Source organism: Streptomyces sp. NPDC001663, from assembly GCF_042893105.1.
Taxonomy (GTDB): domain Bacteria; phylum Actinomycetota; class Actinomycetes; order Streptomycetales; family Streptomycetaceae; genus Streptomyces.
Genome location: NZ_JBIAUR010000011.1, coordinates 13,981 through 39,565, shown reverse-complemented (window position 1 = coordinate 39,565; position 25,585 = coordinate 13,981). Strand labels below are relative to the sequence as shown.

Genomic DNA, 25,585 nt, shown 5'->3' with positions numbered 1-25,585 from the left:
ATCACACCTTTCGGGCAGGGAGAGCGAGTTCTCGGGCGGTCGTCCCGCGGGTCTCGCGCAGCGGATTGATCCGCAGTTCGCCGATGCGCGCCCGCAATTCCGGATCGGTGACGCCGAGACCTTCTTCAGGTGCCAGGCAAAGCACGCCGACTTTTCCGGTGTGCCGGTTCGTCTGCACAAGCCGAGCCGCCTCGCCCGCCTCGTCGAGCGGATAAGCCGCGGACAGCACCGGCGCCAGGTGTCCGAGCGAGAACAGCCGGTTGCATTCGGCCTGTTCCTGGAGGTTCGCGGCATGGCTGCCGATGATCCGTTTGAGGTTCATCCACAGATAGCGGTTGTCGAACTCGTGCTGATATCCGGTGCTGGAGCCGCACGTGACGACCGTGCCGCCGCGGCGCACCACGAACACGGAGATCCCGAAGGTGGCGCGTCCGATGTAGTCGAAGACGACGTGCGGGTCCTCGCCGACGGCTTTGCGGATCGCGCGCCCGAGCCGCTTGCCCAGCTCGATGGTCTCCTCCGCGCCGGCCGGTCCGGCGGCGGGCATGCCCAGTTCGGTCCGGTTGACGACGATGTCGCAGCCGAGGCGGCGCAACAGCTCGGCCTTGGCGTCCGAGCCGACGACACCGACCGGGATGCCGCCGCCGTTCTTGACCATCTGCACCGCGTACGCGCCGAGCCCGCCGGTCGCACCCCAGATCAGCACGATGTCGCCCTGCTTGATCCGCGCACCGCGCTCGCCGACGAGCATCCGGTACGAGGTGGCCGCGGTCAGCAGCACCGAGGCGGCCTCCTCCCAGGTCAAGTGGGCAGGTTTGGGCAGGAGTTGGCTGGCCCGCACCACGGCGTAGTGGGCCAGGCCGCCGAAGTTCGTCTCGTAGCCCCAGATGCGCTGCTCGGCGCCGAGCATGCCGTCGCCGTGGGTGGCCGGCTCCTGGTCGTCGACCTGGACACAGCTGACGACGACGTGGTCGCCCGGACCCCAGCGGCGCACCCCGCTCCCCGCCTTGACGATCACGCCGGCCGCGTCGGAACCGATGACCTGGTGGGGCAGGTCGTGCCGGGCGGCCCAACCGCCCTGGCGGGCGTACCTCTTGAGGAACGAGAACGTCGGCACCGGCTCGAAGGTGGCGGACCAGACGGTGTTGTAGTTGATGGAGCTCGCCATCACGGCGACCAGGACTTCGTCGGGGGCGAGTTCGGGCATGGGTACCCGGCCCACGCGCAGAGTCTTCCGTACGTCCTTGTCCGCCGCTCCGGCGAACAATCCGGCGTCGTCCGCCCGGATATGGGCGGCCAGATATTCGTCCGGGGGTTTTATTCGGTCGAGTTCATCGGGAGCTGCTCCACCGAGTGCGGCCTCAGCCAAAGCGTCCACGGCATTCCTCACGCATGGGGGGGTACATCGACGGGTGCCGTATCTCCATTGACACGGAATTCCTTGAATTCGAGCGCCGATTGAGATGCTATGGATCATTTGAATGGGCAAGCAACCCTTAAGGGGCCCCTAACGGGATCACGCGGAGGCCGCCATGACGCACCCCTACACGCCGCCGTGCGGGCGCCCGCGAAAGTTAGGGGTACCGCCGTTTCGGCCGGCCGCGTCACCCTCTACTGGACCACCGCGCGCAAAGCGCAGCCGCGCGCAACCGAACGCCCGCCGGACGAAGGGACGCCATGTCGCCGAACGCCCAGGTACCGCTCTCCGTCCTCGATCTGGTGCCGGTGGTCTCCGGCTCGTCCATCGGCGAGGCGTTCCGCACCACCGTGGAGCTGGCGCGACGCGCCGAGGCCGCGGGCTACCGCAGGTACTGGCTGGCCGAGCACCACCTCAACCCCGGGGTCGCGGGCGCCTCGCCGGCCCTGGCAACGGCCGTGGTGGCGGCCGCGACCAGCCGCATCCGGGTGGGCGCGGGCGCGGTGCAGCTGGGGCACCGGACCGCACTGTCGGTGGTGGAGGAGTTCGGCATCCTGGACGCGCTGCACCCCGGCCGGGTCGATCTGGGGCTGGGCCGCTCGGGGTTCCGCCTCTCGGAGCTGAAGAACCGCCCCTCCGGGCAGCGGGAGGCCCGCTCCGAACCGGCCGCCTCCTGGCGCACGCCCGAAGGCCTGCTCATTCCGCGCCCCTACTCCTTCGCGCAGCTCGCGGACTCCCCCCTGTTCGCCCTGCACACCGCCCTCGTGCAGTTCCCGGGCAGCGAGCCGGTGGAGTACACGGCCCATGTCGCCGACGTACTCGGCCTGTTGCGCGGCGGCCACCGCACCGCCGAGGGGCTGCCGGCCCGGGCCACGCCGGGTGAGGGCGCGGACGTCGAGGTCTGGATCGTGGGCAGCGGCCCCGGCGAGAGCGCCCGGGTGGCGGGGGAGAACGGCCTGCCGTTCGCCGCCAACTACCACATCACCCCCGGCACGGTCCTGGACGCGGTGGCCGCCTACCGCAAGGCCTTCCGCCCCTCCCCCGCGCTCGCCGAGCCCTACGTCCTGGTCTCCGCCGACGCGGTCGTGGCACCGGACGACGCGACCGCCCGGACGCTGGCCGCGCCGTACGCATCCTGGGTGCGCAGCATCCGCTCCGGCCGGGGCGCGATTCCCTTCCCGACCCCGGAGGAAGCGGCCCGCGAGACCTGGACGGACGAGGACCGGGCTCTGGTGGCGGACCGCACCGAGACGCAGTTCGTCGGCTCGCCCCGCACGGTGGCCGCACAGCTGCGCGCCCTGCGGGACGCAACTGGCGCCGACGAACTCCTCGTCACCACGATCACCCATGACCGGGCGGACCGGATCCGCTCGTACGAGCTCCTGGCCGAGGAGTGGTACGGGACGAGCTCCTCCGCGGCAACTCACGCTGCTGCGGAGGCCACTGCTGCTCCGGGGTCCACCCGGCAGTAGTCGGTTTCTCGGCGGCGCAGGTCTTCCCGGCGTGGACGTTTCCACCTCGTTCACACATCCGGAACGGATCACCCGTGCCAAGGTGGGGATACATCAACTCCATCAACTCCTGTCCCCCCACCGGCAGATCAGGGAGTCCCTCCATGCTGCGCGGCATCGACGTAAGCGCGTACCAGTCCTCCTCCTACGACACGGACGGTCTCTCCTTCGTCTTCATCAAGGCGACGGAGGGCCGTTCGTACGTCAACCCGAGACTGACGGCCCAGACGAAACGGGGCCGCGACGCCGGCCTGGTCGTCGGCTTCTACCACTTCCTGTGGCCCGGCAACCTCCAGGCCCAGGCCGAGTACTTCGTCAAGCACGCCCCGGAGAAGGCGGGCGACATCCTGGCGGTCGACTGGGAGACGACGAGCTCGGGCACCCACGCGAGCAACGCGGAGAAGGACCTCTTCATCCGCAAGGTGAAGGAACTACGGCCGAACAACCAGGTCGTGCTGTATTGCAACCGCAATTTTTGGCTGGACATCGACACGACCTCGTACGCCGGCGACGGCCTCTGGATCGCCGACTACGTCACGGCGGGCAAGCCCCGCATCAAGGCCAAGTGGCGCTTCCACCAGTACACGAGCGAACCGCACGACAAGGACGTCGCGGACTTCGCCGACAAGGCGGCGCTGAAGGAGTGGGCCTCGGGCGCCTGACCGAGCCACGATTACGGTTCTCGAAGAGGGGAGCTTCTCGTCATGGGCGGGGCAGTCAGCGCGGTCAGCAGTAACCGGGTGTACTCGTTCACCAAGCCGAACCGGGAGAGCATCACGTTGCTCGAAGGGCTCGGGGTGGAGGGGGACGTGCACGCCGGGGTGACCGTGAAGCACCGGTCGCGGGTGGCCAGGGATCCCTCGCAGCCGAATCTGCGGCAGGTGCACCTCATCCACCAGGAGTTGTTCGAGGAGGTGCGCGGGGCCGGGTTCGAGGTCGTGGCCGGGGCGCTCGGGGAGAACGTCACCACCCGGGGGATCGATCTGCTGGGGCTGCCCAGGGGGACCTTGCTGCGGCTCGGGGACGAGGCCGTCGTCGAGGTCACCGGGCTGCGGAATCCGTGTCTGCAGATCGACGGGTTTCAGCAGGGGCTGCTGAAGGAGGTCGTCCGGCGGGACGCGGAGGGGGGCGTGCGGCTCAAGGCCGGGATCATGAGTGTGGTTCTGCGGGGTGGGGTCGTGCGGCCCGGGGATCCGGTCGCCGTCGAGCTACCGGACGGGCCGCACGTGCCCCTCGAGATCGTCTGAGTTTTACTCAAGGCGGAGGAGGGCGTACCAGCCCCCGCGACGCCGGCATGATCCGCCGGACAGGCCCTACGCCCGGAAGTCCGCCGACCGCTCCCGCGGCGCCTCCGCCAGCGCCTTCGTGACCCCGTCGACGCCCTCCCTCAGGCCGTACACCGGCGTGCCCGGCTGCTGGCGCCAGGAGTCGTCGAGGCCGCCGGCGTCCACGGTGTCGAAGCCGAGGTCGTCGATCAGGGCCCGTACCTTCCGCTTGGCCGCCTCGTCGTCGCCGGACACCGGGAGTGCCAGGCGGTCGGGGGCGCCGGCCGGGCGGGCGCGTTCCAGGAGGTCCGCGGCGTAGGTGCCGTTGAACGCCTTGATCACGGTGTGGCCGATCTGGCCGGCCGTCCAGGCGCTCTCGGTGAGGCCCTCGTCCTCGATCCCGGCGATCCTGCCGTCCCGCTGCTGGGGGTAGTAGTTGCCCGTGTCGATCACGGCGACGTCCTCCGCCGCGCCGTCCAGCACGCCCGTCGGCAGGTTCGGGACCGCCTTGAGCGGGACCGTGACCACCACGACCTCCGCACCGCGCGCCGCCTCCTCCACCGGGACCGGGGTCGCCCCCGTCTCCTCGGCCAGTGCGGTGAGCGTCTCGGGACCGCGGGAGTTGGCCACGGAGACTTCGTGGCCGAGCGCGGTGAGCCGCCGGGTGAGGTTGCCGCCGATGTTGCCCGCGCCGATGATGCCGATCTTCATGACAGGCCCTCCAAGGTCCATGCGCATGCATACGTCTGGGCTGGATCAACCCTGGAGGCTGCCGGACTATTCCGGACCGCTTCCTGGGCCGATCCACTCGTCACGGGCCGGTCTACTCCCTACAGCGCCGGTCCACTCGCCACGAGCCCCCGAACGGGCCATCCGGCTCCCGCCGCCGACACGCAGCTCCACGGCACCACGCATGAGAAAGGGGCCGGTCCCGACGGACCGGCCCCTGCTCGCGTCACTTGCTCAGGTACGCCCAGAACTCGTCGAAGGACAGGACCTTGTCGCCGTTCAGGTCGCGGGCCTTGATGATGACCTCGGCGACCGACTCGGTGACGTTCCAGTCGCCCCCCTGGGCGAGGGCGGTCTTGAACTCGGCGGCGGTGATGAAGCCGTCACCGTCGGTGTCGATCCGCTGGAACTCCTTGCGCGCTGCCTCGATGTCCGCCACCGATCCGCCCCTTTTCTCCATAAATACAGGTCTTGCTGTGTTGCTGTCGCAGGTCAGATTAGCTGGCCGTGCGCGCCTCCAGTGCGGCGACCACCCACGCGAACTCCTCCTCGTAGGCCTTCACCTGCGTTCCCTTCAGGATGCCGAGCAGTTCGCGGTAGCGGGCGAGCCGGACGTTGTGGGTCGCCTTGACGCGTTCGAGGATGTCGGCGCGGTCGGCGTTCCCGAACAGCTCCCGCAGGACCTTCTCGGCCTCCGGCGACTCGGGCGCGATCCCCCGCTCGCGCGCCTGCTCCGTCAGCTCGATGAGCCTCTTGACGAACCACATGGACGCCCCGGCGGGCGTGTCCTGCCTCCGGCCTCCGTGATTGAACTCGGCCGCCCTGCGCATCTGCGCCCGGAACTCGGGGTCCTGCACCATCTCGGCCAGCTCCACCCAGGCGTCCACCTGCTCGGGTGTCGGGTCGTCCGGCAGGTTCACGGCGGTGTTGCGCATCCTCTCGCGGATGTCCGGGTCCACGTGGTCGAGCCCGTGGAACATCTCCTCCACGAACTCCTCCATGATCCGCCTGCGCTCGGCCGCCGACAGCCGCGCCAGTTTGTTCATCAGGGTCATCTCCTCTGCGGTCGAACCGCGTCGCGCCACGGTCGAGAGCACCGCACGGATCGTGCGCAGCGAGCGGATCTGCGCGTCCAGCGCCACCACATGCGCCGCCGCGACCTCCGCCACGGTCCGCTCCCCGTCCAGCACCTTGCGGACGTCGACCAGGCCGAGGCCCAGCTCGCGCAGGGTGCGGATCAGTTCGAGGCGGGCGGCGGACTCGGCGTCGTAGAGCCGGTAGCCGCCCGCGGAGCGGGAGACGGGGGTCAGGACGCCCTCGTCGGACCAGTAGCGGATGGTGCGCACGGTCAGTCCGGTGGACCGCGCCAGCTCGCCGATGGTGAAAAGTCCGGTGCCGTCGTCGATCATGTGTGTGAGTCTGGGCCTTCCAGTGGGTGGAGACTCAAGGAGCGCGGTGGTGGAGACTCTTCGGGACATTCTCGACGCGGCCGCCCGGGACGTCTTCCCTCCCGCAGACGGCGGTACGACGGTCGTCCCCCAGCCATCTCCCCGCGACGCCGGTGTCTTCGCCTTCACCGCCCACACGGTGATCGCCACCGACGAGGATCCCGACTGGGTCCACGACACCCTGCGCGCCGTCGACTGCGACGCGCTCGCGGCGACCATGAACGCCCGGTTCCTCGCGGCCCTCATGGACCGCACGGGCCGCGGGAGCGACACCATCGACGTGATGACGGTGGGCGCTCCCCTGCCGGGCCGGCCCCCGCTCACCCTGCGGGAGATCGCCGACCCGGACCACCCGAGGGTCGTGAGCTCCCGCAAGCGGCGCGACGACGTGCGGGTGTGGACCACGGACGGGGGCGGCCTGCTCGTCCTGGGGCACGGTGTCGCCGGCCGGCTGGAGGTCGCGGTCGAGGTGGCGGACGGCGTACGGCATCGGGGGCTCGGGCGCGAACTGGTGCGGGCGGCACGGCAGTTGAGCGGGGGCGAGCCGGTGTGGGCGCAGGTCTCGGCAGGGAACGCCCGCAGTCTGCGGGCGTTCCAGGCGGCCGGTTACCGTCCCGTCGGCTCCGAGGTGCTGCTCAGTGCCACGGCTCGTAGTACGGGTTGCTCTGACACTCGCTCATGATCTCGACCTTGGCCTTCTTGTCGACCGGGCAGACGCCGATGATGTACTGCCGTGCGATGCCGCCGGGGAAGGCCACCTCGACCTGGTCGGCCCATTTGTGGGTGTCGCCGATGGTCTTGTTGACGTCGACGCCGCCGGGAGCGTCGATGTAGTAGTTGTAGCCCGACTTGTACCAGGTCTTGTACAGGTCGTGGTCGTACGTCGTCGAGACGTACGGGGACGGCTGGTTGACCAGGACGTACTGCTCGATGTCGTACTGGCCGTCGACGACGTCCTTCGGGTGGAAGCCCTGCGGGAAGACGGTCGCGGGGCCGCGGCTGTCGCTGCGGTAGAGCGTGCCGCAGGTCTTGCGCCAGACCGGTTCGGGCGTGATGCGGTCGACGTCGACGCGGCGGTCGGCGGCCGCCTTGACCGGGTCGTCGAACTGGGGACAGGCAGGGGCGGCGGCCCCCGCGGAGACGGTCGGGGCCACGGTGGTGAAGACGGCCGCGAGGGACAGGGCGACGGCAGCGGCCCGCCGCCGCAGGCGAGTTGTGATCATGCGGGGCACAATTCCGGTTCCGCGGCGGCGGGTTGTGGATCATCACCCGATCGGCGGCGTGTCCCCCGCTTTCCCAACCTGCCGTGTTTCAGCGGAAGATGCCGGTGTGGCCGAGGGAGTAGCGGCCCGGCTGCGGGTACACGGCAAGGCCGTGCGGGCCGCTGCCGACCTTGATGCGGGCCAGTTGCCTGCCGGTGCGGGTGTCGATGGCGTAGACCTCGGAGTTGTAGCGGCCGGACAGCCACAGGACCTTGCCGTCCGCGGAGACGCCGCCCATGTCGGGGCTGCCGCCGTCGGGCAGGTGCCACTTCTTGGTGAGCCGGTCCTTCGTGAAGTCGAAGATGGAGATGGAGCCCTCGCCGCGGTTGGAGATGTACATCTCGCGCGAGTCGCGGCTGACGTAGAGCCCGTGGCAGCCCTTGCCGGTGTGCAGGAAGGACGGCTCGGTGAACTTGTCGCCGTCGAGGATCCACATGCCGTCGGCCGTCATGTCGGCGATGTAGAACTTCTTGCCGTCGGGCGAGACCTTGACGTCCTGCGGCATGGCGCCGTGGTACGGCAGCCGCTGCTGCCCGACGATCTTCATCTTCTCGGTGTCGACCTTGAGGAGTTCGCCGCTGAACTCGCAGGAGACGATGAAGTAGCGGCCGTCGGCGGAGAAGTCGGCGTGGTTGACGCCGTAGCAGCTGACCGGGACCGTCTTCACCCGCTTCATGGTGTGCGCGTCACGGAAGACGAGCTCGCGGTCCAGGGAGGCCATGACCACGGCGTACTTGCCGTTGGGCGTGAAGTACAGGTTGTAGGGGTCGTGGACGGAGACCGTCCGGCCGGCCTTCCCGGTCTTCGGGTCGATGGGGGTGAGGGTGTTGCCCTTGTCGTTGTTGACCCAGAGCGTCTTCATGTCCCAGGAGGGGACGACGTGCTGGGGCTGGGTGCCGACCGGGATCGTCTCGATGACCCTGTACGTCTTCGGGTCGATGACGGAGACGGTGTCGGAGTTGGTGTTGGGGACGTAGACGCGGGACGGGAAGTCCCTTACCACCGGGGAGAGTCGGTTCGGGCGGTCGGCCGCGTACACGTCCTTCGGGTCGAGCACGGGCGGCATGCCGGGCAGCCCCTGGACCGTCTTCTTCTTGACCGGGGCGGGCGGTACGGCGGCCTTGCTGCCGAGGGCCTCGTCCGCGTGGCGGGAGGAGCCGCAGGCGGCCAGGGCGGCGAGGGCGACGGTCGCGACGAGGGCGTGTGCGATGCGGGTGCGAGACATCAGCTGAACAACTCCGTGGTGGTCACTGCGGAGAGGCCGCGGCGGGTGAGTTCTTCCAGTACGGCGGGGAGGGCGGCGACCGTGTCCGGGTAGCCGAAGTGCAGGCTCACCACGGATCCGTCTCGGACTTCCGCGAGCACCTTGCGCGTGACGGCGTCCGCGCCGGGCTTGGTGAAGTCCAGGGAGTCGACGTCGAAGGAGAGAACGTGCGGGTAACCGGCGCCGCGCGCCAGGCGGGCGACGCGCGGGGAGGCCCTGGGGGCGCGGGAGGGGCGGAACCAGGTGCCGATGGAGCCGGTGAGCTGCTTGAGGCGGCCGGCGCAGGCGGTGATCTCGGCGCGGGCGTCGGCCTCGGTCATGGCGTTGATGTCCAGGTGGCGCTGGGTGTGGTTGCCGAGGTCGTGGCCGCCGTCGAGGACCCGGCGGGCGAGCTCCGGGTGCTGGTCGAGCCAGGTGCCGACGGCGAGGACGGTGATGTGGGCGCCGTGCTTCTCGGCCTCGGTGAGGATGGCGCGGGCGATGGCCGGATCGCCCTGTCCGTGGAAGGTGAGGGCCACGCGAGGTCGGATGCGGGGCCCGTGGGTGAGCTGGGCGGGTTGGCCGGGGTAACTGCGGGGGCCGGGAGCCGGCGGTTCGGTGGACGGCGGTCCGCCGGACGGGGATTGGGTGGGCGAGGGCTTGGCGGCGGGGTGTGCGGAGGCGGCGGGGTGTGCGACGGCACCGCTCGTGGCGCACCCTGCGGTGAACGCGCCTGCGGCGAGGAGGCCGGCGCCGTTGCGGAGCGCCGTTCGGCGGTCGGTCGAGGTCACCGCACCATTTAAGGGGTGAAGAGCGGGAAAACAGCCGATTCACCCGAAAGGGGGACATTCCTCGGGTCGCGGCAAATCCAGCCCGTCCGGCGTTTGAGTTGCCGCACCGCCGGAGGCAACCGTCAGCGGTCCGCCACTCGCATCTCGAACCATGTCGTCTTGCCCCGTGGGAGGAGGTCGACTCCCCAGCGGTCGGAGAGTTTGTCCACCAGGAACAGACCCCTGCCGCTGATGTCCGTCTCCTGGACCGGCATCAGACACGGCAGACCCCGGGAGGGATCGCGGACCTCGATGCGGATCCAGCCCCGGCGGCGGCGCATCCGGAGGCCGAAGACACGGGCGCCGGTGTGGCGTACGGCGTTGCCCACCAACTCGGAGACGAGTAAGACCGCGTCTTCGGTCATCTTCGGGGTCAGGCCCCACTGGCGGAGAACCACCACCTGGGCCAGCCGGCGGGCCGTGGCCGCGGACTCCGGGCGGGACGGCAGGGGGACCTCGGCCTCGGTGGGATTGCCGAACAACTCGAGCGCCTTGAGCGCTCGTTCGTCCTCCACCGCAGGCGACCAGCGCGCCGCGGTCGCACGGCCGTGTCCCCGCGGCTGTTCGATGCCCTCCAGCCCCGCCATGCCCCCATCATGGCCGCCCAGAGCGCCCTCCGGGGCCGTTCCGGAGGAATACGCCCCCCGGAACGCGTCATTCCGAATGGGTCGGTTGGCATATGCCGAAGGCATTTCAGAGCTCTCCACACCCTGCCCGACCTGCGGTGACGGCTCCGTCGGAGGCAATCGACAGCCTCCCTCGACAAGGCAGACTTAAGGTTGCCTTAAGGCTCCCATAAACCGCCCCATCGAGGGACCCGGATCAGACATCGCGTCAATTGCAAGCGGTTCGGCGGAAGTTCGGCCGCCGGTCAGGGACGGCTCAGAGGAACTTCGCCTTGCCGGGTCCCTCCTCCACGAAGCTGCGCATCCCGCGCTCGCGGTCCTCCGTGGCGAACAGACCCGCGAACCAGTTCCGTTCGACCGCAAGTCCCGTCTCGAGGTCCGTCTCCAGACCCGTGTCGATCGACTCCTTCGCCGCGCGCAGCGCCATCGCCGGGCCCTGCGCCAGCTTCGCCGCCCACTCGTGCGCCGCCGCGTACACCTCGTCGGCCGGCACGATCCGGTCCACCAGCCCCAGGGTCAGCGCCTCGTCCGACTTGACCATACGGCCCGTGAAGACCAGGTCCTTCGCCTTGGACGGACCGATCAGACGGGACAGCCGCTGGGTGCCGCCCGCGCCCGGGATCAGGCCCAGCAGGATCTCCGGCTGGCCCAGCTTCGCGTTGTCCGCCGCGATGCGGTAGTCCGCGCAGAGCGCCAACTCGCAGCCGCCGCCGAGCGCGTAGCCCGTGATCGCCGCGACCACCGGCTTGGGGATGCGGGCCACCGCCGTGAACGAGTCCTGCAGGGCGCGGGCGCGCAGGACCATTGCCGTGTGGCTCATGGTCTGCATCTCCTTGATGTCCGCGCCCGCCGCGAACACCTTCTCCCCGCCGTACAGGATCACGGCCCGTACATCGTCGCGCCGGGTCGCCTCCTCGGCGAGTTCCTTCAGCCGGTCCTGCGTGGCGACGTCCAGCGCGTTCATCGGCGGACGGTCGAGGCGGATGGTGCCGACGCCTTCGGCGACTTCGAGATTCACGGTCATGCAGGCAGGTTAACGCGCGCTAACGACAACGGCCCCGGTGCCGTACCTCACACCGGGGCCGTCCATCGAACGAGGTCTACGACTTCCACTTCTCCCACGACATGTTCCAGCCGTTGAAGCCGTTGTCGGGGTCGACCGTGCGGTCGTTGGAGCGCTTGACGATCACGACGTCGCCGATGATCGAGTGGTCGAAGAACCACGCGGCCGGCAGCCCCCTGTCGTAGCCGCCGCGCACGTCGCGCAGACCGACGCAGCCGTGGCTGGCGTTGTAGTTGCCGAAGGCGTCGCCGCCCCAGTAGTTGCCGTGGATGAAGGTGCCGGAGTTGGTCAGGCGCATGGCGTCGGGGACGTCCTTGATGTCGTACTCGCCGCCGTAGCCGACCGTGTCGCCGTTCATACGGGTGACCCGGAGCCGCTCGCTGATGACCATCTGGCCGTTCCAGGTGTCGTAGCCGGGCTTGCCGGTGGTGACGGCCAGGGTCTTGATCACCTTGCCGTCCTGCATGACCTTCATCTTGTGGGTCTTGGCGTCGACCACGGAGACCTGGTTGCGGCCGATGGTGAACTTCACCGTCTTGACCTGCTCGCCGTAGACGTCCGAACGGCCCTCGACGCCGTCGAGGTTGAGCTTGACGGTGACCTTCGTGCCGGACTTCCAGTACTTCTCGGGGCGGAAGTCGAGGCGGTCGTTGCCGAACCAGTGGCCCTCGACGTCGACGGCCGGCTCGGTCTTGATGCTGATGGCCTTCTCGACGTCCTCGGGGTGTGTGATGCCCCGGGTGAAGCGGATCGAGAACGGCATCCCGACGCCGACCTTGGAGCCGTCCTCGGGGGTGAAGTAGCCGATGAAGGTGTTTTTCGGAGTGAGGGTGGTGAAGCTGGAGTCCTCCGCCGCCTCACGCCCCTCGGAGTCCTTCGCGACCGCGTGCACCGTGTACTTGGTGGACGCCGCCAGGTGCGTGGACGGCGTCCAGCTCGCACCGCCGTCGGTTATCTTCCCGGATATCTCCGCGCCCTTGGCGTCCTTGACCTCGACGGCGGTCAACCTGCCCTTGGTGGCGCTGACCTTGAGGGCGCCGCTGGTGCCGACCGACTTCGCGCCGTCCTTCGGGGCGATGGCGACCACCGCCTCGGACTGCTTGCTCTGCGCCTTGTCCGAATCCTTGCCCTTGCTGTCCCCGGAACCGGATCCGGAGTTCGAGCCTCCCCCTCCGCACGCGGTGACGGCCAGCAGCAGCACTCCACATATCAGTGCCAACAGCCCTCGGCCCCCACGCCCGCGTGCGTCAACCGACGCCCCCGATATCGGCCGCACGTTCAAGTCGTTCTCCCCTCGCCGGGCCTGGTCAGGCCCGCACCCCGGCGCGTTCCGCGCGCGCATTGGCGCATATTAACCGCAAGGTTTTGGGGATCGTGTCAGGTGAAGGTCACCGTTCAGTCGCAACATCGACCGACGTCCCTGTCTCGATCCCCGCCTCCCCCAACGGTTACTTGACCGCGCTGCCCGCCTTCCACTCCTTCCAGCCCATATTCCACCCTCCGAGGCCGTTGTCAGGAGCGACCTTTTTGTCATTGCTGTGGACGACTTCGACGACGTCGCCGACGAGGCTGCGGTCGAAGAACCAGCCCGCGGGGGTGTCGGAGCTGCCGCCCTTCACATCCCTGAGGCCCACGCACCCGTGGCTGACGTTCACGTGTCCGGGGGCGTCCGGCGCCCAGTAGTTGCCGTGCAGGAAGGTGCCGGAGTCGGTCAGGCGCAGGGCGTGCGGGACGTCGGGGATGTCGTACTCGCCCTTGCCGTTCTCCTTCTTGAAGCCGACCGTGGCGCCGTTCATCCGGGTCAGCTCGAACATCTCCATCACCACCATCTTCCCGTTGTAGGTGGTGTGTTTGGGCGCTCCGGCGGTGATCGGCACGGTGGCCAGCAGTGTGCCGTCGCGCCGGACCTGCATGGTGTGCTCGGCGGCGTCGACGGTGGAGACCTGGCTGCGGCCGACGGTGAAGGAGTACGTCTTGTACTGCAACCCGTAGACGCCGGGCGCCCCTTCGACGTCGCGGAGTCCCAGGGAGACGGTGACCTGGGTGCCGGGCTTCCAGTACTTCTCGGGGCGGAAGTCGAGGCGCTCCCTGCCGAACCAGTGCGGGCGGATCTCGACCGCCGGTTTCGCGGTGACACTGACGGCGCGTTCGACGGCGGCGCGGTTGTCGATCTCCCGGTTGAACTCGAGGGAGACGATCATTCCGGTGCCGACCGTGGAGCGGTTCTCCGGGGTGACGTAGCCGATGAAGCGCTCGTCGGGGACGTACGTGGTGAACGTCGTGTGCCGTGCGGACCTGCGTCCGTGGCCGTCGACGGCCACCGCGTCGACCGTGTACCTGGCGGCGAGCGCGAGCTTCGGGTCCTTGGGTTCCCAGCGCAGGCCGTCCTCGGAGATGCGGCCGGGCACCGCGGACTCCTGCGCGTCCTGGTCCTTGACGACCTGCACGGACTCCAGCCGCCCGCTGGGCACCCGTACCCGCAGCTTGTTGTCCGGCCGGACGCCCTTGCTGCCGTCGTCCGGGGAGATACGGATGACGTCCTCGGGTGCCGGGGGTTTGCCGAGCGCCCCGCTGATGTCGATCCCCTCCCTGGGGTTCGAAGTGCAGCCGGCGGCTCCGGCCAGCAGCCCTGCCCATGTCAGTACGGCGGCCAGCGCGGCCCCCGCGCGCCGCGCGCGCCCTTGTGCATGCCTCACGAGGAGCCCAACGACGCGGCCCCCCTGGGGAAACGTGAGTGCCCGGCGCTCCGCAGGCTGTCGCGCCCCGCGGCGGAGCCGCCATTGATTCAGCCCCGCGCCCCTTTGGGGCGTTGCCGAGCCGGATGTGACTTCGCCCTGCCTGCTTGTCGGCCCGGGTCGTTTGGCCATGCTCTGGGCAGAACAGTGGGGAGGACGACGCGACGGGGAGCCGCGGCCGGGACGCCGTGCGCTCTTTTGGGGTCGTTCCGCGAGCCGTGGGAGGACGACAGGTGTCCAGCGCAGCCGAGCAGGAGGCGGTGGCCGAGGGGCGTGCCGCCGAGGAGGAGCGCCCGGCCTCCGCCGTCAACGGCGCGCGGCGCAGGACGCCGGGCGTGCCCGTGCGGCCGGGTGCGCCGACACCGCTGGGGGCCAGGTTCCGGGTCGGCCCGGACGGGGTGGCGGGCACCAACTTCGCGCTGTGGGCGGGCGGGGCGGAGGCGGTGGAGCTCTGCCTGTTCGACGAGGGCGGCAAGGAGACGCGGGCCCGGCTGACCGAACTGACGCATGAGATCTGGCACGGATTCGTGCCGGGTGTGATGCCCGGGCAGCGGTACGGCTACCGGGTGCACGGCCGCTGGGACCCGTGGACCGGCGGCCGCTGGAACCCGGCGAAGCTGCTCCTCGACCCGTACGCGCGCGCGGTGGACGGCGACTTCAGCCTGCCGCCCGAGGTGTACGGGCACGTCCGCGACTGGCCGCAGCAGCAGGTCGCTGACACCGTGCGCGACGACCGGGACTCGGCGCCGTACGTGCCCAAGGGCGTGGTCGTCCACGATGACGACGACTGGGCGGACGACCGCCGGCCGAAGACGCCGTGGGCGGACTCCGTCATCTACGAGCTGCACGTCAGGGGATTCACCGCCCTGCACCCGGGGATCCCGGAGGAACTGCGCGGTACATACGCCGGATTGGCGCACCCCGCCGCCATCGAGCACCTGGTCGAGCTGGGTGTGACGGCCGTGGAACTGCTCCCGGTGCACCAGTTCGCGCACGAGGACCATCTGCTGCGTCGCGGCCTGAAGAACTACTGGGGCTACAACTCCATCGGCTATTTCGCCCCGCACGCCGCGTACGCCGCTTCCGGTACGACGGGGCAGCAGGTCGGCGAGTTCAAGCGCATGGTGCGCGCGCTGCACGCGGCCGGGATCGAGGTCATCCTCGACGTGGTCTACAACCACACGGCGGAGGCGGGCGAGCTGGGCCCGACGCTCTCGCTCAAGGGCATCGACAACCGGGGGTACTACCGGCTGCAGTCGGACGCCCGGCGCTACGCCGACTACACGGGCTGCGGCAACACCCTGCACGTCGTACAACCGCATGTGCTCCGCCTCATCACCGACTCGCTCCGCTACTGGGTGACGGAGATGGGCGTCGACGGCTTCCGCTTCGACCTGGCCGCCGCGCTCGCCCGCTCCATGCACGACGTCGACATGCTGTCGCCGTTCCTCGCGGTCATCGCGCAGGACCCGGTGCTCCGGCGCGTGAAGCTGATCGCCGAGCCGTGGGACGTGGGCTCCGGCGGCTACCAGGTGGGCGCCTTCCCGCCCCTGTGGACGGAGTGGAACGACCGGTACCGCAACGCCGTACGCGACTTCTGGCGGGGCGCGCTGCCGGACGTACGGGACCTGGGGTACCGCCTGTCGGGCTCAAGCGACCTGTACGCCTGGGGCGGTCGCCGCCCCTACGCCTCGGTCAACTTCATCACCGCGCACGACGGATTCACCCTGCGCGACCTGGTGTCCTACGAGCGCAAGCACAACGAGGCCAACGGCGAGGGCAACCGGGACGGCTCGAACGACAACCGGTCGTGGAACTGCGGGGCCGAGGGCGAGACGCCCGACGAGCGCGTACGGGCGCTGCGGCGGCGGCAGCTCAGGAACCTGCTGACGACGCTGCTGCTGTCGACGGGTGTACCGATGCTGGTCGCGGGCGACGAGCTGGGGCGGACGCAGCGCGGCAACAACAACGCGTACTGCCAGGACAACGAGATCAGCTGGCTGGACTGGGGGCTGCTGGAGGAGCCGGCCTGGAAGGCCCTGTTCGAGCTGACCTCCCGGCTGATCGAGCTGCGCCACCGGCACCCGGTGCTGCGCCGCCGGGCCTTCTTCTCGGGGCGGGCGCACTCCGCGGACGGCCTGCGCGACCTGGCCTGGTTCACCTCGCGCGGCACGGAGATGACGGAACGGGACTGGTACGCGCCCGCCGCCACGCTCGGCATGTATCTGTCCGGACGGGACATACCGGGCCGGGACGAGCGGGGCGCGCCGATCCTCGACGACAGCTTCCTCACCCTGCTGCACGCCGGCGACCGCCCGGTGAGCTTCGTGCTGCCGGGACCGCCGTGGGCGGAGCAGTACGAGGTGGTGGTCGACACGTCGAGGGAGGCGCAGGGCGAGGCGCCGGGGGTGGTGCACCGGGCGGGGACGGCGATCACGGTTCCGGCGCGGGCGGTGTTGTTGTTGCGGGTCCATGAACTCCCGGCCTGATCCCTGGCCATTACACCGACCCCCTGATCAGACTCGGTCGCATGCCTGAGATCTCCCGCCGTGCCTTCGGTGGTCTCGTCGGCGGCGGTGCCGTGACCGCCGTCGCCGGTACGAACACTGCCGCTGAAGCCGCTGAATCCGCCCCCGCCGAGCGCCCGTTCAAGGCCCGCGTCGCCTCCGGGTCCGCAAAGCGGCCCAACCTCCTGGTCATCCTCGGCGACGACCTCGGGTGGGCCGACCTCTCCTCGTACGGCGCCCCGCACATCAAGACGCCGAACCTGGACCGGCTGGCCCGGCAGGGGGTGCGGTTCACCGACGCGTACTCGGGGTCGGCGACCTGCTCGCCGACGCGGTTCAGCCTGTACACCGGGCGGTATCCGGGCCGTACGAAGGGCGGGCTCGCCGAGCCGATCGCCAACAGGACGCAGGGGCTCGACCCGAACCACCCGACGCTGGCCTCGCTGCTGAGGAAGGCCGGTTACGCCACCGCCCTCATCGGCAAGTGGCACTGCGGCTGGCTGCCCGACTACAGCCCCACCAAGTCGGGTTGGGACGAGTTCTTCGGCAACCACGGGGGCGTGCTGGAGTACTTCTCCAAGCTCGGGCAGCTCGGTGACCACGACCTCTACGAGGGCGACGCCGAGTACAAGGACCTGCGGTACTACACGCACGTCCTGACCGAGCGGGCCGTGGAGTACGTGAGCCGCGAGCACGACAGGCCGTGGCTCCTCAACCTCAACTTCACGACCCCGCACTGGCCGTGGCTCGCGGAGGGCGACGCGGAGACCGGGGCCGAGATCGCGGCGAAGATCCGGGCCGCCAAGTCCCAGGCCGAGGTCAGCAACGCCCTCAACCACTACGACGGCGGCTCGGTCGCAAAGTACACGGAGATGGTGCAGAGCCTGGACGCGGCCGTCGGCGAGGTGCTCACCGCGCTGCGCCGCTCGGGGCAGGAGGAGCACACGCTGGTGTACTTCGCCAGCGACAACGGCGGCGAGCGCTGGTCGTACCTGTGGCCGCTGAGCGGCGAGAAGTTCGTGCTGCAGGAGGGCGGCATCCGCGTCCCGACGATCGTGCGCTGGCCGCACCGCATCGACGGCAACCAGGTCAGCCACGAGCCGAACTTCTCCCCGGACTGGACGGCGACCTTCCTGGAGCTGGCCGGCGCCCGCCCCGACCCGGCGTACCCGCTGGACGGCACGAGCCTGGCCGGGTACCTGCTGCGGGACGAACAGCTCCCGGAGCGGGACCTGTTCTGGCGGGTACGGGCCAACCGGGCCCTCAGGCGCGGGGGTTTGAAGTACTACCAGGACTCGGCCGGCAAGGACCACCTCTACGACCTCGGCACCGACCTGCGCGAACAGGCCGATCTGGCCCCGGACGAGCCGGAGTTGCTGGCGGAACTGAAGGCCGCTTGGGAGAAGACGGCCGCGGGGCTGCTGCCGTATCCCGGCTAGCCGAGAATCCCCCGCCGGTACGCCGTCGCGACCGCCGCCGCGCGGTCGTTGACGCCCAACTTGGCGTACAGGTGGGTGAGGTGGGTCTTCACGGTCGCCTCGCTGATGAACAGTTCGCGGGCGATCTCGCGGTTGGACGTGCCCTTCGCGACCAGGGCCAGCACCTCGCGCTCGCGCGCGGAGAGCGGCTCGTTGCCGGGGGCGCGGACGGCCGACACCAGGCGGGAGGCGACCGCCGGGGAGAGGACCGTACGTCCCTCGGCGGCGGCACGGACCGCCGTGAACAGCTCGTCGCGCGGGGCGTCCTTGAGGAGATAGCCCGTCGCGCCCGCCTCGATCGCGGGCAGGGTGTCGGAGTCGGTGTCGTACGTGGTGAGGACCAGGACCTTGGCGCGGGCGCCGCGCCGGGCCAGCTCGGCGATGGCGTCGACTCCGCCGCCGCCCGGCATGCGCAGGTCCATGAGGACGACGTCGGGGTCGAGGGCGGCGGCCCGTTCGAGGGCCTCGACGCCGTTGGCCGCCTCGCCGAGGACGCGGAAGCCCGGCGCGGACTCGAACATGCCGCGCAGACCGTCCCGTACGACGGGGTGGTCGTCGACGATCAGCACGGAGATCAGAGACTCATCGGTCATGGCGGACCAACGGTACGCGAGCCGACAGTGCCGTGCCGTGGCCCGGTTCGGACTCCACGGTCAGTGCACCGGCGATGCGTTCGGCGCGGGCCCGCATGCCGTCGAGGCCGAAGCCGCCGGAGCGGGAGCGGGCCGGGAGGGCGAGGGGGTCGAAGCCGGTGCCGTCGTCGCGGATGTCGAGGATGACCTCGTCGCCAAGGAAGGAGAGGGTGACGCCGACGCGGGTGGCCCGGGCGTGGCGGGCGGCGTTGGACAGGGCTTCCTGGACGATGCGCAGGAGGGTGGCGGCGACCTCCTCGTGGAGCTGTTCCGTGGTGCCGGTGACGGTGAACTCGGCGCGCACGCCGGTCCGTTCGCCCCATTCGACGACCGTCTTCTTCAGGGCCTCGGGCAGTCCGTCGTTCTCCAGCGCGACCGGGGAGAGGTTGTGCACCGAGCGGCGGGCCTCGCCCAGGCTGTGCCGGGCCAGGTCCATGGCGCGGCTCGTGTGCTCCCGTGCGGTGTCCCCGTCAGGCGTGTTCGCGACGACCTGGAGCTGGGCGATGATGCCGGTCAGGCCCTGGGCGATGGTGTCGTGGATCTCTGCGGCGAGGCGCCGGCGTTCGTCGGCGACCCCGGCTTCCCTTGCCTGGACGAGGAGTTGGGCGTGCAGGGCGGCGTTCTCGTCGAGGGCCTGCTGCAGCGCCGTGTTGGTGCGTTCGAGTTCGGCGATGGTGACGGTGCGCTCGCGGGCCCGCTGCTGCTCCTGGTCGGTGAGATGGGCGACCACCATCTGCAGACCGGAGTTGGCGACGAGGAGACCGGCGAAGACGATCCACTGGACCAGGCTCCCGAACGGCATTCCCCCGGCCTGCGCACCGGCCACGGTGACCGCGCTCGCGAACAGCCCGAGCCGCTGCCACAACCTCCCCGGGATCGTCTCGTCGGCGTCCATGTAGCCGGCGGCGGCGTAGAACGCGAAGAAGGGGCTGAGCCAGGTGAGGGCGAAGGCGAGCGCCCAGCGGACGATGTAGTACGCCGTCCCCGCCCCGGACGGGGTCCGGCACCGGTCGGCCCTGCGGAGCCGGGCGGCGTGCCACCACAACTGGAGCGCGACCGAGGCGGTGATCAGTGCCCAGGCGGTGTACCACTCGGCCCGGCTGGTCCCCGCATCGGCCGAGGCGACCCCGAGGACGACGCTGACGCCGAGCAGCCCGTACGGCCCCCAGGTGTGCAGTTGCTCCCAGCGCCGGTCGATCTGCGCGTCCGCGGTGGTCATCTCCCCAGTCTGCACGGCCCCTCGCCTACTCCCAGCGGAACCAGCGGCTCGCGGCCCCGGTCAGCAGCAGGATCCACACCACCAGCACACCCAGGTGGGTCCAGCCCGGCCAGTGCCCCGCCGCCGCCTGGTTGAGGGCCTGCGCGGCCGCCCCGAAAGGCGTGCACTCGACGATCCGGGCGAGGACGTGCGGCATGGTCTGCACCGGTGCCCACACTCCCGCGCAGAACATCGACGGGAAGAACACCGCGGACCCGATCGCGCCGGCGATCTTCGTCGTACGGGACAGCGCCGACACCACCGATCCGAGAGCAAGGGCGACCAGGACGGCCAGCAGCAGGGCGAGGCCGTATCCGAAGGGCTGCTCGGGCAGTCGTACGTCGAAGGCGAGGCGCCCGACCGCGAGAGCGAGCAGCGCCGAGGCGAGGGCCGCCGCGCCGTACACCAGCATCTGCGCGGACAGCAGGGCGGACGGGCGGACCGGCGTGGTGGCCATGCGGCGCAGGATGCCGCGCTCCCGGTAGCCGGTGAGGGTCTGCGGCATCGACTGCAGACCGCCGACGATCAGGCCGAGCAGGACGGCCACCGGGACGTAGACGTCGACGGTGCGCAGACCGCCGAGGTCGGCCTCGTGGTGCCGGAAGGACGGGATGGAGCCGAGGATCACCAGCAGCAGAGTCGGGAACAGCAGGATCCAGAAGAGGGCGCCGGGTTCACGGCGGAACAGGCGGACCTCGGTCCTCAGTACGGCCGTGCTCATGCCGTTCTTCGGTACGGCGACGGTGCTCATGCCGCTGCCTCCTTCGTGTCGGCCTTCGTCAGGTCGAGGAACGCGTCGTCGAGCGTGGCGTCCAGGACGCGCAGTTGGTGGGCGGTGATGTGGTGGCGGGCGAGGAGGGTGATCACGGCGTTGACCGTCTCGTCCGTGCCGGAGAGGGTGACGCGGCCGTCCCTGTACTCGATCGAGGCGAGGGCGGGGAGCGCGTTCAGGTCACGTTCGTCCAGCGGGGCGGACGGGGTGAAGCTGATGACGGTGGCCCCTGCCGAGCGCCGGATCAGGCCGGCCGGGGTGTCCAGGGCGGCCACCCGGCCCTTGTCGATCACGGCGATCCGGTCGCACAGCCGCTGGGCCTCCTCCATGAAATGGGTGACGAGGAGGACGGTGACGCCGCTCGCGCGGACGTCCTCGATCAGCTCCCAGGTGTCCCGGCGGGCACGCGGGTCGAGGCCGGTCGTCAGCTCGTCGAGGACGACGATGCGGGGGTTGCCGATGAGCGCGAGCGCGATGAACAGGCGCTGCTTCTGGCCGCCGGAGAGCTTGCCGAACCGGGTGGTCAGCTTGGCGGTCAGGCCCAGGCGTTCGGCGAGCGGCGCCCAGTCCAGCGGGCTCGGGTAGAAGGAGGCGTACAGCTCCAGGGCCTCGCGGACGGTGAGCTTGGCCTGCAGCTCGCTCTGCTGCAGCTGGGCGCCGAGGACGCGGGACACGCGCGCGTGGTCGGCGACGGGGTCGAGGCCGGTGACGCGGATGCGGCCGCCGTCGGGGACGCGCAGTCCCTCGACGCACTCGACGGTGGTGGTCTTGCCGGCGCCGTTCGGGCCGAGGATCCCGAAGATCTCGCCCTCCTCGACGGCGAAGGACACACCGTCCACGACGGCCCGGCCGCCGTAGCTCTTGCGCAGATCGGTGACTTCGATGACGGACATGGCATCAGCGTCGCGGGGAGCGGGCGGGCGGCACATCGGCCGTCGCGCTCGAAGCGGCATCAACCGATCGGTTGATGGCGGCATACGACCCTCCGGCCGACGGCGGCCCACGCCCCCGGGCCGCCGCGTCCGACCCCTCGAACGCGCAGGTCGTAGGACCGAAGGCCGATCCCGGTCCGGCCAAAACTCGGTGGGCGTTGTCAGTGCCGGTCCGTAGGCTCGCTGATGATGTCGACTACACGTGCAACCGCCGAGGAAGCCGGAAAAGCCGGGGAGATCAAGGACCGATCCGCCGTACGCACACTGCTGCGCCTGTGGCCTTACGTGCGGCCCGTGCGGGCACGGCTGTCCACCGCCGCGTTCGTCGCGGTCCTCGCCTCCTGTACGGGGCTCGTGATCCCGCTCGTGCTGAAGTGGATGGTCGACGGTCCGGTTGCCGACCGGGACCCGGCGGGCGTGTGGCTCGGCGCGCTGTACCTGCTGCTCCTCGGGCTCGCCGAGGCGCTGCTGTTCGGGCTGCGGCGGTGGCTGGTGGCGCGGCCGCTGTCGAGCGTCGAGGCGGGGATGCGGGCGGATCTGTACTCGCATCTGCAGCGGCTGCCGGTCGCCTTCCACGACCGGTGGTCCTCGGGCCAGCTGCTGTCGCGGGGCACGACGGATCTGATGCTGCTGCGCATGTTCCTCGCCTTCCCACTGACCTTTCTGCTGGTCAACGGGGTGACGATCCTCGTCGGCGTGGTCATCATGCTGCTGCAGGACTGGACGCTCGGACTGGTCATCCTCGGCCCGGCGATTCCGGTGGTGGTCACCTGCGTGATCTTCGAGAAGCGGTACGCCACGGTGGCGCGGCGCGCGCAGGACCAGGTCGGCGATCTGACCACGGTCGTCGAGGAGAGCGTGCTCGGCATCCGGATCATCAAGGGGTTCGGGCGGCACCGCAGCCAGGCCCGGGCGTTCCGGGAGCTGTCGCGGACGCTGCGGGGGACGGAGCTGCACAAGGCCCGCCTCCTCGCCACGATCTGGGGCGTGATCGTGACGCTGCCGGAGGTGGCGATCGGGGCGGCGCTGGTGCTGGGGACGGTGCAGGTCGCGGACGGCGACCTGTCGGCCGGCACGCTGGTCGCCTTTCTGTCCACGGCACTTGCGCTGCGGTGGCCGGTGGACTCGATCGGCTTCCTGCTGGCGATGAGTCAGGAGGCGGCGACGGCCACGGAGCGGTACTTCGAGGTGATGGACGAGGAACCCGAGGATCGGAGCATCGTCGAGACCGCTTCGACCGGGTCCGAGGAGACCGGCCTCCGGTTCCGCGACGTCCGGTTCCGGTACCCCGACGCCCCTGCCGACTCCGCTCCCGTTCTCGACCGCATAGACCTCCACATCCGCCCCGGCGAGTCCATGGCCCTCGTCGGTGCCACCGGCAGCGGCAAGACCACGCTCACCGCTCTCGTCCCCCGCCTGCACGAAGTGACGGACGGGCGGATCACGTTGGACGGTGAGGACATCACCGCGATGTCCCGTGAGGAGCTGCGCTCCAAGGTCGCGGTCGCCTTCGAGGAACCCACCCTCTTCTCCGCGAGCGTCGGGGGCAACGTGCTCATGGGCGCCGACGACAGCGCGGGCGCCGCGGAGCTCAACCGCGCACTCGCCGTCGCCCAGGCCGACTTCGCGCACGCCCTCCCCCAGGGCACCGACACCCAGGTCGGCGAACAGGGCCTGAGCCTCTCCGGCGGTCAGCGGCAGCGGCTGGCGCTCGCGCGGGCCGTCGTGGGAAGACCGAGGTTCCTGGTGCTCGACGACCCGCTGTCCGCGCTGGACGTGCACACGGAGGCCGCAGTCGAGGCCGCCCTGCGGGACGTGCTCGCGGAGACCACCGCCCTCATCGTGGCGCACCGCCCGTCCACCGTGCTGCTCGCCGACCGCGTCGCGCTGCTCTCCGGCGGCCGGATCACCGCCGTCGGCACCCACCAGGAACTGCTGCGCACGAACGCCGAGTACGCCCATCTGATGTCCGGCACCGGGGAAGCGGAGGACGACCGATGACCGCGCCGACCACCTCCGTCCCCATGGCGGACGACGAGCCGGACCTCCCCCGCCCGAAGGGTGCCGACGACCCCTTCGACCGCGACGTCCTGCCCACTCCCCCGGGCGCCACCGCCACGCTGCTGCGCTCCCTGCTCACCCCGTTGAAGGCCCGCGTCACGGTCACCACGCTGCTCCTGCTGCTCCAGCAGGCGGCGGTGCAGGCGGGCCCGCTGCTGGTGGCGTACGCGATCGACAACGCGGTGCCGGCGTTCCGGGACCAGCGCCACGGCCCGCTGATCGCGGTGGCCGTGGCGTACGGGCTGTGCGCGCTGGTCTCCGGCGGGCTGCAGTACGCGTTCATCATCGCCTCCGCGCGCGTCAGCCAGGACGTGCTGCTCGATCTGCGCGGCCGTATCTTCCGGCACGCGCAGGCGCTGAGCATCGACTTCCACGAGCGCTACACCTCGGGCCGGCTGATCTCCCGGTCCACGGCCGATGTCGAGTCCCTGCGCGAGCTGCTGAACGAAGGCCTGCAGGAACTCGTCACCGTCATCCTCTCCTTCGTCTACATCTCGGCGATGCTGCTCTGGCTCGACCTGGGGCTGGGTGCGGTGGCGGTGGCGTCCTTCGTGCCGCTGTATCTCCTCGTACGGGTCTACCAGCGGCGCGCGGTGCAGGTGTACCGCGTGCGGTCCACCGCGATCGCGGCCGTCATCGTCAAGTTCGTCGAGACCATGAACGGCATCCGCCCGGTGCGCGCGTTCCGCCGCGAGAAGGCCAACGACGGCGACTTCCGCGTCCTCAACAAGCGCCACGAGCGCGTCAACGGCGACGCGATGCTGGAGATGGCGCGTTACGTCGTCGGCTCCCGGCTGGTCGCCAACACGGCCGTCGCGCTGATCGTGCTGTGGGGCGCCCACCGGGTGGCGTCCGGCTCGCTGGAGCTCGGCGTGCTGGCGGCCGCCGTCCTGTACCTGCGGCGGCTGTACGACCCCATCGACCGGCTCGGCATGTTCCTGAACTCGTACCAGTCGGCGGCGGCCTCCCTGGAGAAGATCGCCGGGCTGCTGGCGCAGACTCCGTCCGTGCCGGAGCCGTCGACACCCGTGGAACTCCCGGTACTCGAGAGCGAGCACCCCGGCCGCGAGGTCGTCTTCGACGGCGTCCGCTTCGGCTACCGCACCGGCGGCGAGGTCCTGCCCCGCTTCGACCTCACCGTCCCGGCCGGGCAGACGGTCGCGGTCGTCGGCTCGACCGGCGCCGGCAAGTCCACGCTGGCCAAACTGCTCGCCCGCTTCTACGACCCCTCCGAGGGCCGCGTCCTGCTGGACGGGGTCGACCTGCGCGAGCTGTCCGTGCCCGAGCTGCGGCGCGGGGTGGTGATGGTGACGCAGGAGGCGTTCCTGTTCTCCGGCACGGTCGCCGAGAACATAGCCATCGGCCGCCCGGACGCCACCCGGGAGGACATCGAGCGGGCGGCGAAGGCGATCGGCGCGCACGAGTTCATCAGCGCGCTGCCCGACGGGTACGACACGGACGTACGGAAGAGAGGCGGCCGTATCTCCGCCGGTCAGCGCCAACTCGTCGCCTTCGCACGGGCGTTGCTCGCGGACCCGGCCGTGCTGATCCTCGACGAGGCGACCAGCTCGCTCGACATCCCGGGCGAACGGGCCGTGCAGCGCGCCATGTTGACGGTCCTGCGGGGTCGTACGGCGGTCGTCATCGCGCACCGGCTGTCGACCGTCGAGATCGCGGACCGGGTACTGGTCATGGAGCACGGCAGGATCGTGGAGGACGGCAGCCCGGCCGAACTCGTCGCGGGTACGGGGCGGTTCGCGGATCTGCACCGTGCGTGGCGGGACAGTCTGGCGTAGCGGACGCGAGAGGGACGGGG

Annotated in this window: 23 protein-coding genes; 8 read left to right on the top strand and 15 right to left on the bottom strand. The window is 70.4% G+C overall.

Annotation, left to right across the window (positions count from 1 at the left end):
• Position 1 precedes the first annotated feature (1 nt).
• On the bottom strand, positions 2 to 1,378 hold the full coding sequence (gene ccrA / locus ACFY1L_RS32465; RefSeq protein WP_388831964.1) for a crotonyl-CoA carboxylase/reductase: 1,377 nt from the start codon (positions 1,376 to 1,378) through the stop codon (positions 2 to 4).
• A 299-nt stretch (positions 1,379 to 1,677) separates the two neighbouring features.
• On the opposite strand from ccrA, the gene ACFY1L_RS32460 reads away from it, so the two are divergent.
• The 3 genes from ACFY1L_RS32460 (at position 1,678) to ACFY1L_RS32450 (ending at position 4,175) form a co-directional block, all read left to right on the top strand.
• Complete coding sequence (locus ACFY1L_RS32460; RefSeq protein ID WP_388831962.1) at positions 1,678 to 2,889, top strand: LLM class flavin-dependent oxidoreductase; 1,212 nt, start codon at positions 1,678 to 1,680, stop codon at positions 2,887 to 2,889.
• 143 nt (positions 2,890 to 3,032) lie between these two features.
• Entirely contained in the window at positions 3,033 to 3,590 is a 558-nt protein-coding gene (locus ACFY1L_RS32455; protein ID WP_388831960.1) for a glycoside hydrolase family 25 protein, read from the top strand.
• Between the two features lie 42 nt (positions 3,591 to 3,632).
• Positions 3,633 to 4,175 (top strand): MOSC domain-containing protein, encoded by a 543-nt coding sequence (locus tag ACFY1L_RS32450; RefSeq protein ID WP_388831958.1) that lies wholly within the window; start codon positions 3,633 to 3,635, stop codon positions 4,173 to 4,175.
• A 66-nt stretch (positions 4,176 to 4,241) separates the two neighbouring features.
• Here ACFY1L_RS32450 and ACFY1L_RS32445 read toward each other — a convergent pair whose 3' ends face one another.
• From ACFY1L_RS32445 to ACFY1L_RS32435, 3 genes are all read right to left on the bottom strand, one after another.
• Positions 4,242 to 4,925 carry an NADPH-dependent F420 reductase gene (locus ACFY1L_RS32445; protein ID WP_388832739.1) on the bottom strand — a complete coding sequence of 228 codons (684 nt, stop codon included), beginning with the start codon at positions 4,923 to 4,925 and terminating at the stop codon, positions 4,242 to 4,244.
• 223 nt (positions 4,926 to 5,148) lie between these two features.
• The gene (locus ACFY1L_RS32440) at positions 5,149 to 5,361 is read right to left on the bottom strand and encodes an EF-hand domain-containing protein (protein WP_388831956.1); all 213 of its coding nucleotides are present in this window, start codon (positions 5,359 to 5,361) and stop codon (positions 5,149 to 5,151) included.
• A gap of 58 nt (positions 5,362 to 5,419) precedes the next feature.
• Complete coding sequence (locus ACFY1L_RS32435; RefSeq protein WP_388831954.1) at positions 5,420 to 6,331, bottom strand: MerR family transcriptional regulator; 912 nt, start codon at positions 6,329 to 6,331, stop codon at positions 5,420 to 5,422.
• 46 nt (positions 6,332 to 6,377) lie between these two features.
• On the opposite strand from ACFY1L_RS32435, the gene ACFY1L_RS32430 reads away from it, so the two are divergent.
• Entirely contained in the window at positions 6,378 to 7,052 is a 675-nt protein-coding gene (locus tag ACFY1L_RS32430) for a GNAT family N-acetyltransferase (RefSeq protein WP_388831952.1), read from the top strand.
• Here the strand turns inward: ACFY1L_RS32430 and ACFY1L_RS32425 are convergent.
• The 7 genes from ACFY1L_RS32425 to ACFY1L_RS32395 form a co-directional block, all read right to left on the bottom strand.
• Positions 7,006 to 7,593, bottom strand: a complete 588-nt coding sequence (locus ACFY1L_RS32425; RefSeq protein ID WP_388831950.1) for an ADP-ribosyltransferase — start codon at positions 7,591 to 7,593, stop codon at positions 7,006 to 7,008. The two genes, ACFY1L_RS32430 and ACFY1L_RS32425, sit on opposite strands and share 47 nt — an antisense overlap.
• An 88-nt stretch (positions 7,594 to 7,681) precedes the next feature.
• Positions 7,682 to 8,857, bottom strand: a complete 1,176-nt coding sequence (locus tag ACFY1L_RS32420; RefSeq protein ID WP_388831948.1) for a YncE family protein — start codon at positions 8,855 to 8,857, stop codon at positions 7,682 to 7,684.
• The gene (locus tag ACFY1L_RS32415; RefSeq protein ID WP_388831946.1) at positions 8,857 to 9,666 is read right to left on the bottom strand and encodes a polysaccharide deacetylase family protein; all 810 of its coding nucleotides are present in this window, start codon (positions 9,664 to 9,666) and stop codon (positions 8,857 to 8,859) included. The genes ACFY1L_RS32420 and ACFY1L_RS32415 overlap by 1 nt, the downstream gene beginning before the upstream one ends.
• Positions 9,667 to 9,788: 122 nt before the next feature.
• Complete coding sequence (locus ACFY1L_RS32410) at positions 9,789 to 10,292, bottom strand: ATP-binding protein (RefSeq protein ID WP_030948532.1); 504 nt, start codon at positions 10,290 to 10,292, stop codon at positions 9,789 to 9,791.
• A 295-nt stretch (positions 10,293 to 10,587) separates the two neighbouring features.
• Positions 10,588 to 11,355: an enoyl-CoA hydratase/isomerase family protein gene (locus tag ACFY1L_RS32405; protein WP_388831944.1), complete on the bottom strand. Its 768-nt coding sequence runs from the start codon at positions 11,353 to 11,355 to the stop codon at positions 10,588 to 10,590.
• Positions 11,356 to 11,431: 76 nt separating this feature from the next.
• On the bottom strand, positions 11,432 to 12,676 hold the full coding sequence (locus ACFY1L_RS32400; RefSeq protein WP_388831942.1) for an Ig-like domain-containing protein: 1,245 nt from the start codon (positions 12,674 to 12,676) through the stop codon (positions 11,432 to 11,434).
• A 166-nt stretch (positions 12,677 to 12,842) separates the two neighbouring features.
• Positions 12,843 to 14,090, bottom strand: a complete 1,248-nt coding sequence (locus ACFY1L_RS32395) for an Ig-like domain-containing protein (protein ID WP_388831940.1) — start codon at positions 14,088 to 14,090, stop codon at positions 12,843 to 12,845.
• A 272-nt stretch (positions 14,091 to 14,362) separates the two neighbouring features.
• On the opposite strand from ACFY1L_RS32395, the gene glgX reads away from it, so the two are divergent.
• A complete protein-coding gene (gene glgX, locus ACFY1L_RS32390; protein ID WP_388831938.1) occupies positions 14,363 to 16,618 on the top strand; it encodes a glycogen debranching protein GlgX in 2,256 nt (751 codons plus the stop codon).
• A gap of 41 nt (positions 16,619 to 16,659) precedes the next feature.
• Positions 16,660 to 18,075 carry a sulfatase gene (locus tag ACFY1L_RS32385; protein ID WP_388831936.1) on the top strand — a complete coding sequence of 472 codons (1,416 nt, stop codon included), beginning with the start codon at positions 16,660 to 16,662 and terminating at the stop codon, positions 18,073 to 18,075.
• On the opposite strand, the gene ACFY1L_RS32380 is transcribed toward ACFY1L_RS32385, so the two are convergent.
• Genes ACFY1L_RS32380 through ACFY1L_RS32365 form a run of 4 tightly spaced genes read right to left on the bottom strand, consistent with a single transcriptional unit; the run spans position 18,072 to position 21,669 of the window.
• Positions 18,072 to 18,707, bottom strand: coding sequence for a response regulator (locus ACFY1L_RS32380; protein ID WP_388831934.1), 636 nt, complete (start codon positions 18,705 to 18,707; stop codon positions 18,072 to 18,074). The genes ACFY1L_RS32385 and ACFY1L_RS32380 overlap by 4 nt on opposite strands.
• Positions 18,697 to 19,965, bottom strand: a complete 1,269-nt coding sequence (locus tag ACFY1L_RS32375; protein WP_388831932.1) for a sensor histidine kinase — start codon at positions 19,963 to 19,965, stop codon at positions 18,697 to 18,699. The genes ACFY1L_RS32380 and ACFY1L_RS32375 overlap by 11 nt, the downstream gene beginning before the upstream one ends.
• A gap of 25 nt (positions 19,966 to 19,990) precedes the next feature.
• A complete protein-coding gene (locus ACFY1L_RS32370) occupies positions 19,991 to 20,725 on the bottom strand; it encodes an ABC transporter permease (protein WP_388832736.1) in 735 nt (244 codons plus the stop codon).
• Positions 20,726 to 20,751: 26 nt separating this feature from the next.
• Positions 20,752 to 21,669 (bottom strand): ABC transporter ATP-binding protein, encoded by a 918-nt coding sequence (locus tag ACFY1L_RS32365; RefSeq protein ID WP_388831930.1) that lies wholly within the window; start codon positions 21,667 to 21,669, stop codon positions 20,752 to 20,754.
• Positions 21,670 to 21,897: 228 nt separating this feature from the next.
• Between ACFY1L_RS32365 and ACFY1L_RS32360 the strand changes: the two genes are divergently transcribed.
• Positions 21,898 to 23,709 carry an ABC transporter ATP-binding protein gene (locus ACFY1L_RS32360; RefSeq protein ID WP_388831928.1) on the top strand — a complete coding sequence of 604 codons (1,812 nt, stop codon included), beginning with the start codon at positions 21,898 to 21,900 and terminating at the stop codon, positions 23,707 to 23,709.
• Positions 23,706 to 25,565, top strand: a complete 1,860-nt coding sequence (locus ACFY1L_RS32355; RefSeq protein ID WP_388831926.1) for an ABC transporter ATP-binding protein — start codon at positions 23,706 to 23,708, stop codon at positions 25,563 to 25,565. The genes ACFY1L_RS32360 and ACFY1L_RS32355 overlap by 4 nt, the downstream gene beginning before the upstream one ends.
• Positions 25,566 to 25,585: the final 20 nt, after the last annotated feature.

Coding starts and splice junctions, on each gene's coding strand:
- ACFY1L_RS32460 (WP_388831962.1), top strand. CDS start 1,678: ATGTCGCCGAACGCCCAGGTACCGCTCTCCGTCCTCGATCTGGTGCCG.
- ACFY1L_RS32455 (WP_388831960.1), top strand. CDS start 3,033: ATGCTGCGCGGCATCGACGTAAGCGCGTACCAGTCCTCCTCCTACGAC.
- ACFY1L_RS32450 (WP_388831958.1), top strand. CDS start 3,633: ATGGGCGGGGCAGTCAGCGCGGTCAGCAGTAACCGGGTGTACTCGTTC.
- ACFY1L_RS32445 (WP_388832739.1), bottom strand. CDS start 4,925: ATGGACCTTGGAGGGCCTGTCATGAAGATCGGCATCATCGGCGCGGGC.
- ACFY1L_RS32435 (WP_388831954.1), bottom strand. CDS start 6,331: ATGATCGACGACGGCACCGGACTTTTCACCATCGGCGAGCTGGCGCGG.
- ACFY1L_RS32425 (WP_388831950.1), bottom strand. CDS start 7,593: ATGATCACAACTCGCCTGCGGCGGCGGGCCGCTGCCGTCGCCCTGTCC.
- ACFY1L_RS32420 (WP_388831948.1), bottom strand. CDS start 8,857: ATGTCTCGCACCCGCATCGCACACGCCCTCGTCGCGACCGTCGCCCTC.
- ACFY1L_RS32410 (WP_030948532.1), bottom strand. CDS start 10,292: ATGGCGGGGCTGGAGGGCATCGAACAGCCGCGGGGACACGGCCGTGCG.
- ACFY1L_RS32405 (WP_388831944.1), bottom strand. CDS start 11,355: ATGACCGTGAATCTCGAAGTCGCCGAAGGCGTCGGCACCATCCGCCTC.
- ACFY1L_RS32385 (WP_388831936.1), top strand. CDS start 16,660: ATGCCTGAGATCTCCCGCCGTGCCTTCGGTGGTCTCGTCGGCGGCGGT.
- ACFY1L_RS32380 (WP_388831934.1), bottom strand. CDS start 18,707: ATGACCGATGAGTCTCTGATCTCCGTGCTGATCGTCGACGACCACCCC.
- ACFY1L_RS32375 (WP_388831932.1), bottom strand. CDS start 19,965: ATGACCACCGCGGACGCGCAGATCGACCGGCGCTGGGAGCAACTGCAC.
- ACFY1L_RS32370 (WP_388832736.1), bottom strand. CDS start 20,725: ATGAGCACGGCCGTACTGAGGACCGAGGTCCGCCTGTTCCGCCGTGAA.
- ACFY1L_RS32365 (WP_388831930.1), bottom strand. CDS start 21,669: ATGTCCGTCATCGAAGTCACCGATCTGCGCAAGAGCTACGGCGGCCGG.
- ACFY1L_RS32360 (WP_388831928.1), top strand. CDS start 21,898: ATGTCGACTACACGTGCAACCGCCGAGGAAGCCGGAAAAGCCGGGGAG.
- ACFY1L_RS32355 (WP_388831926.1), top strand. CDS start 23,706: ATGACCGCGCCGACCACCTCCGTCCCCATGGCGGACGACGAGCCGGAC.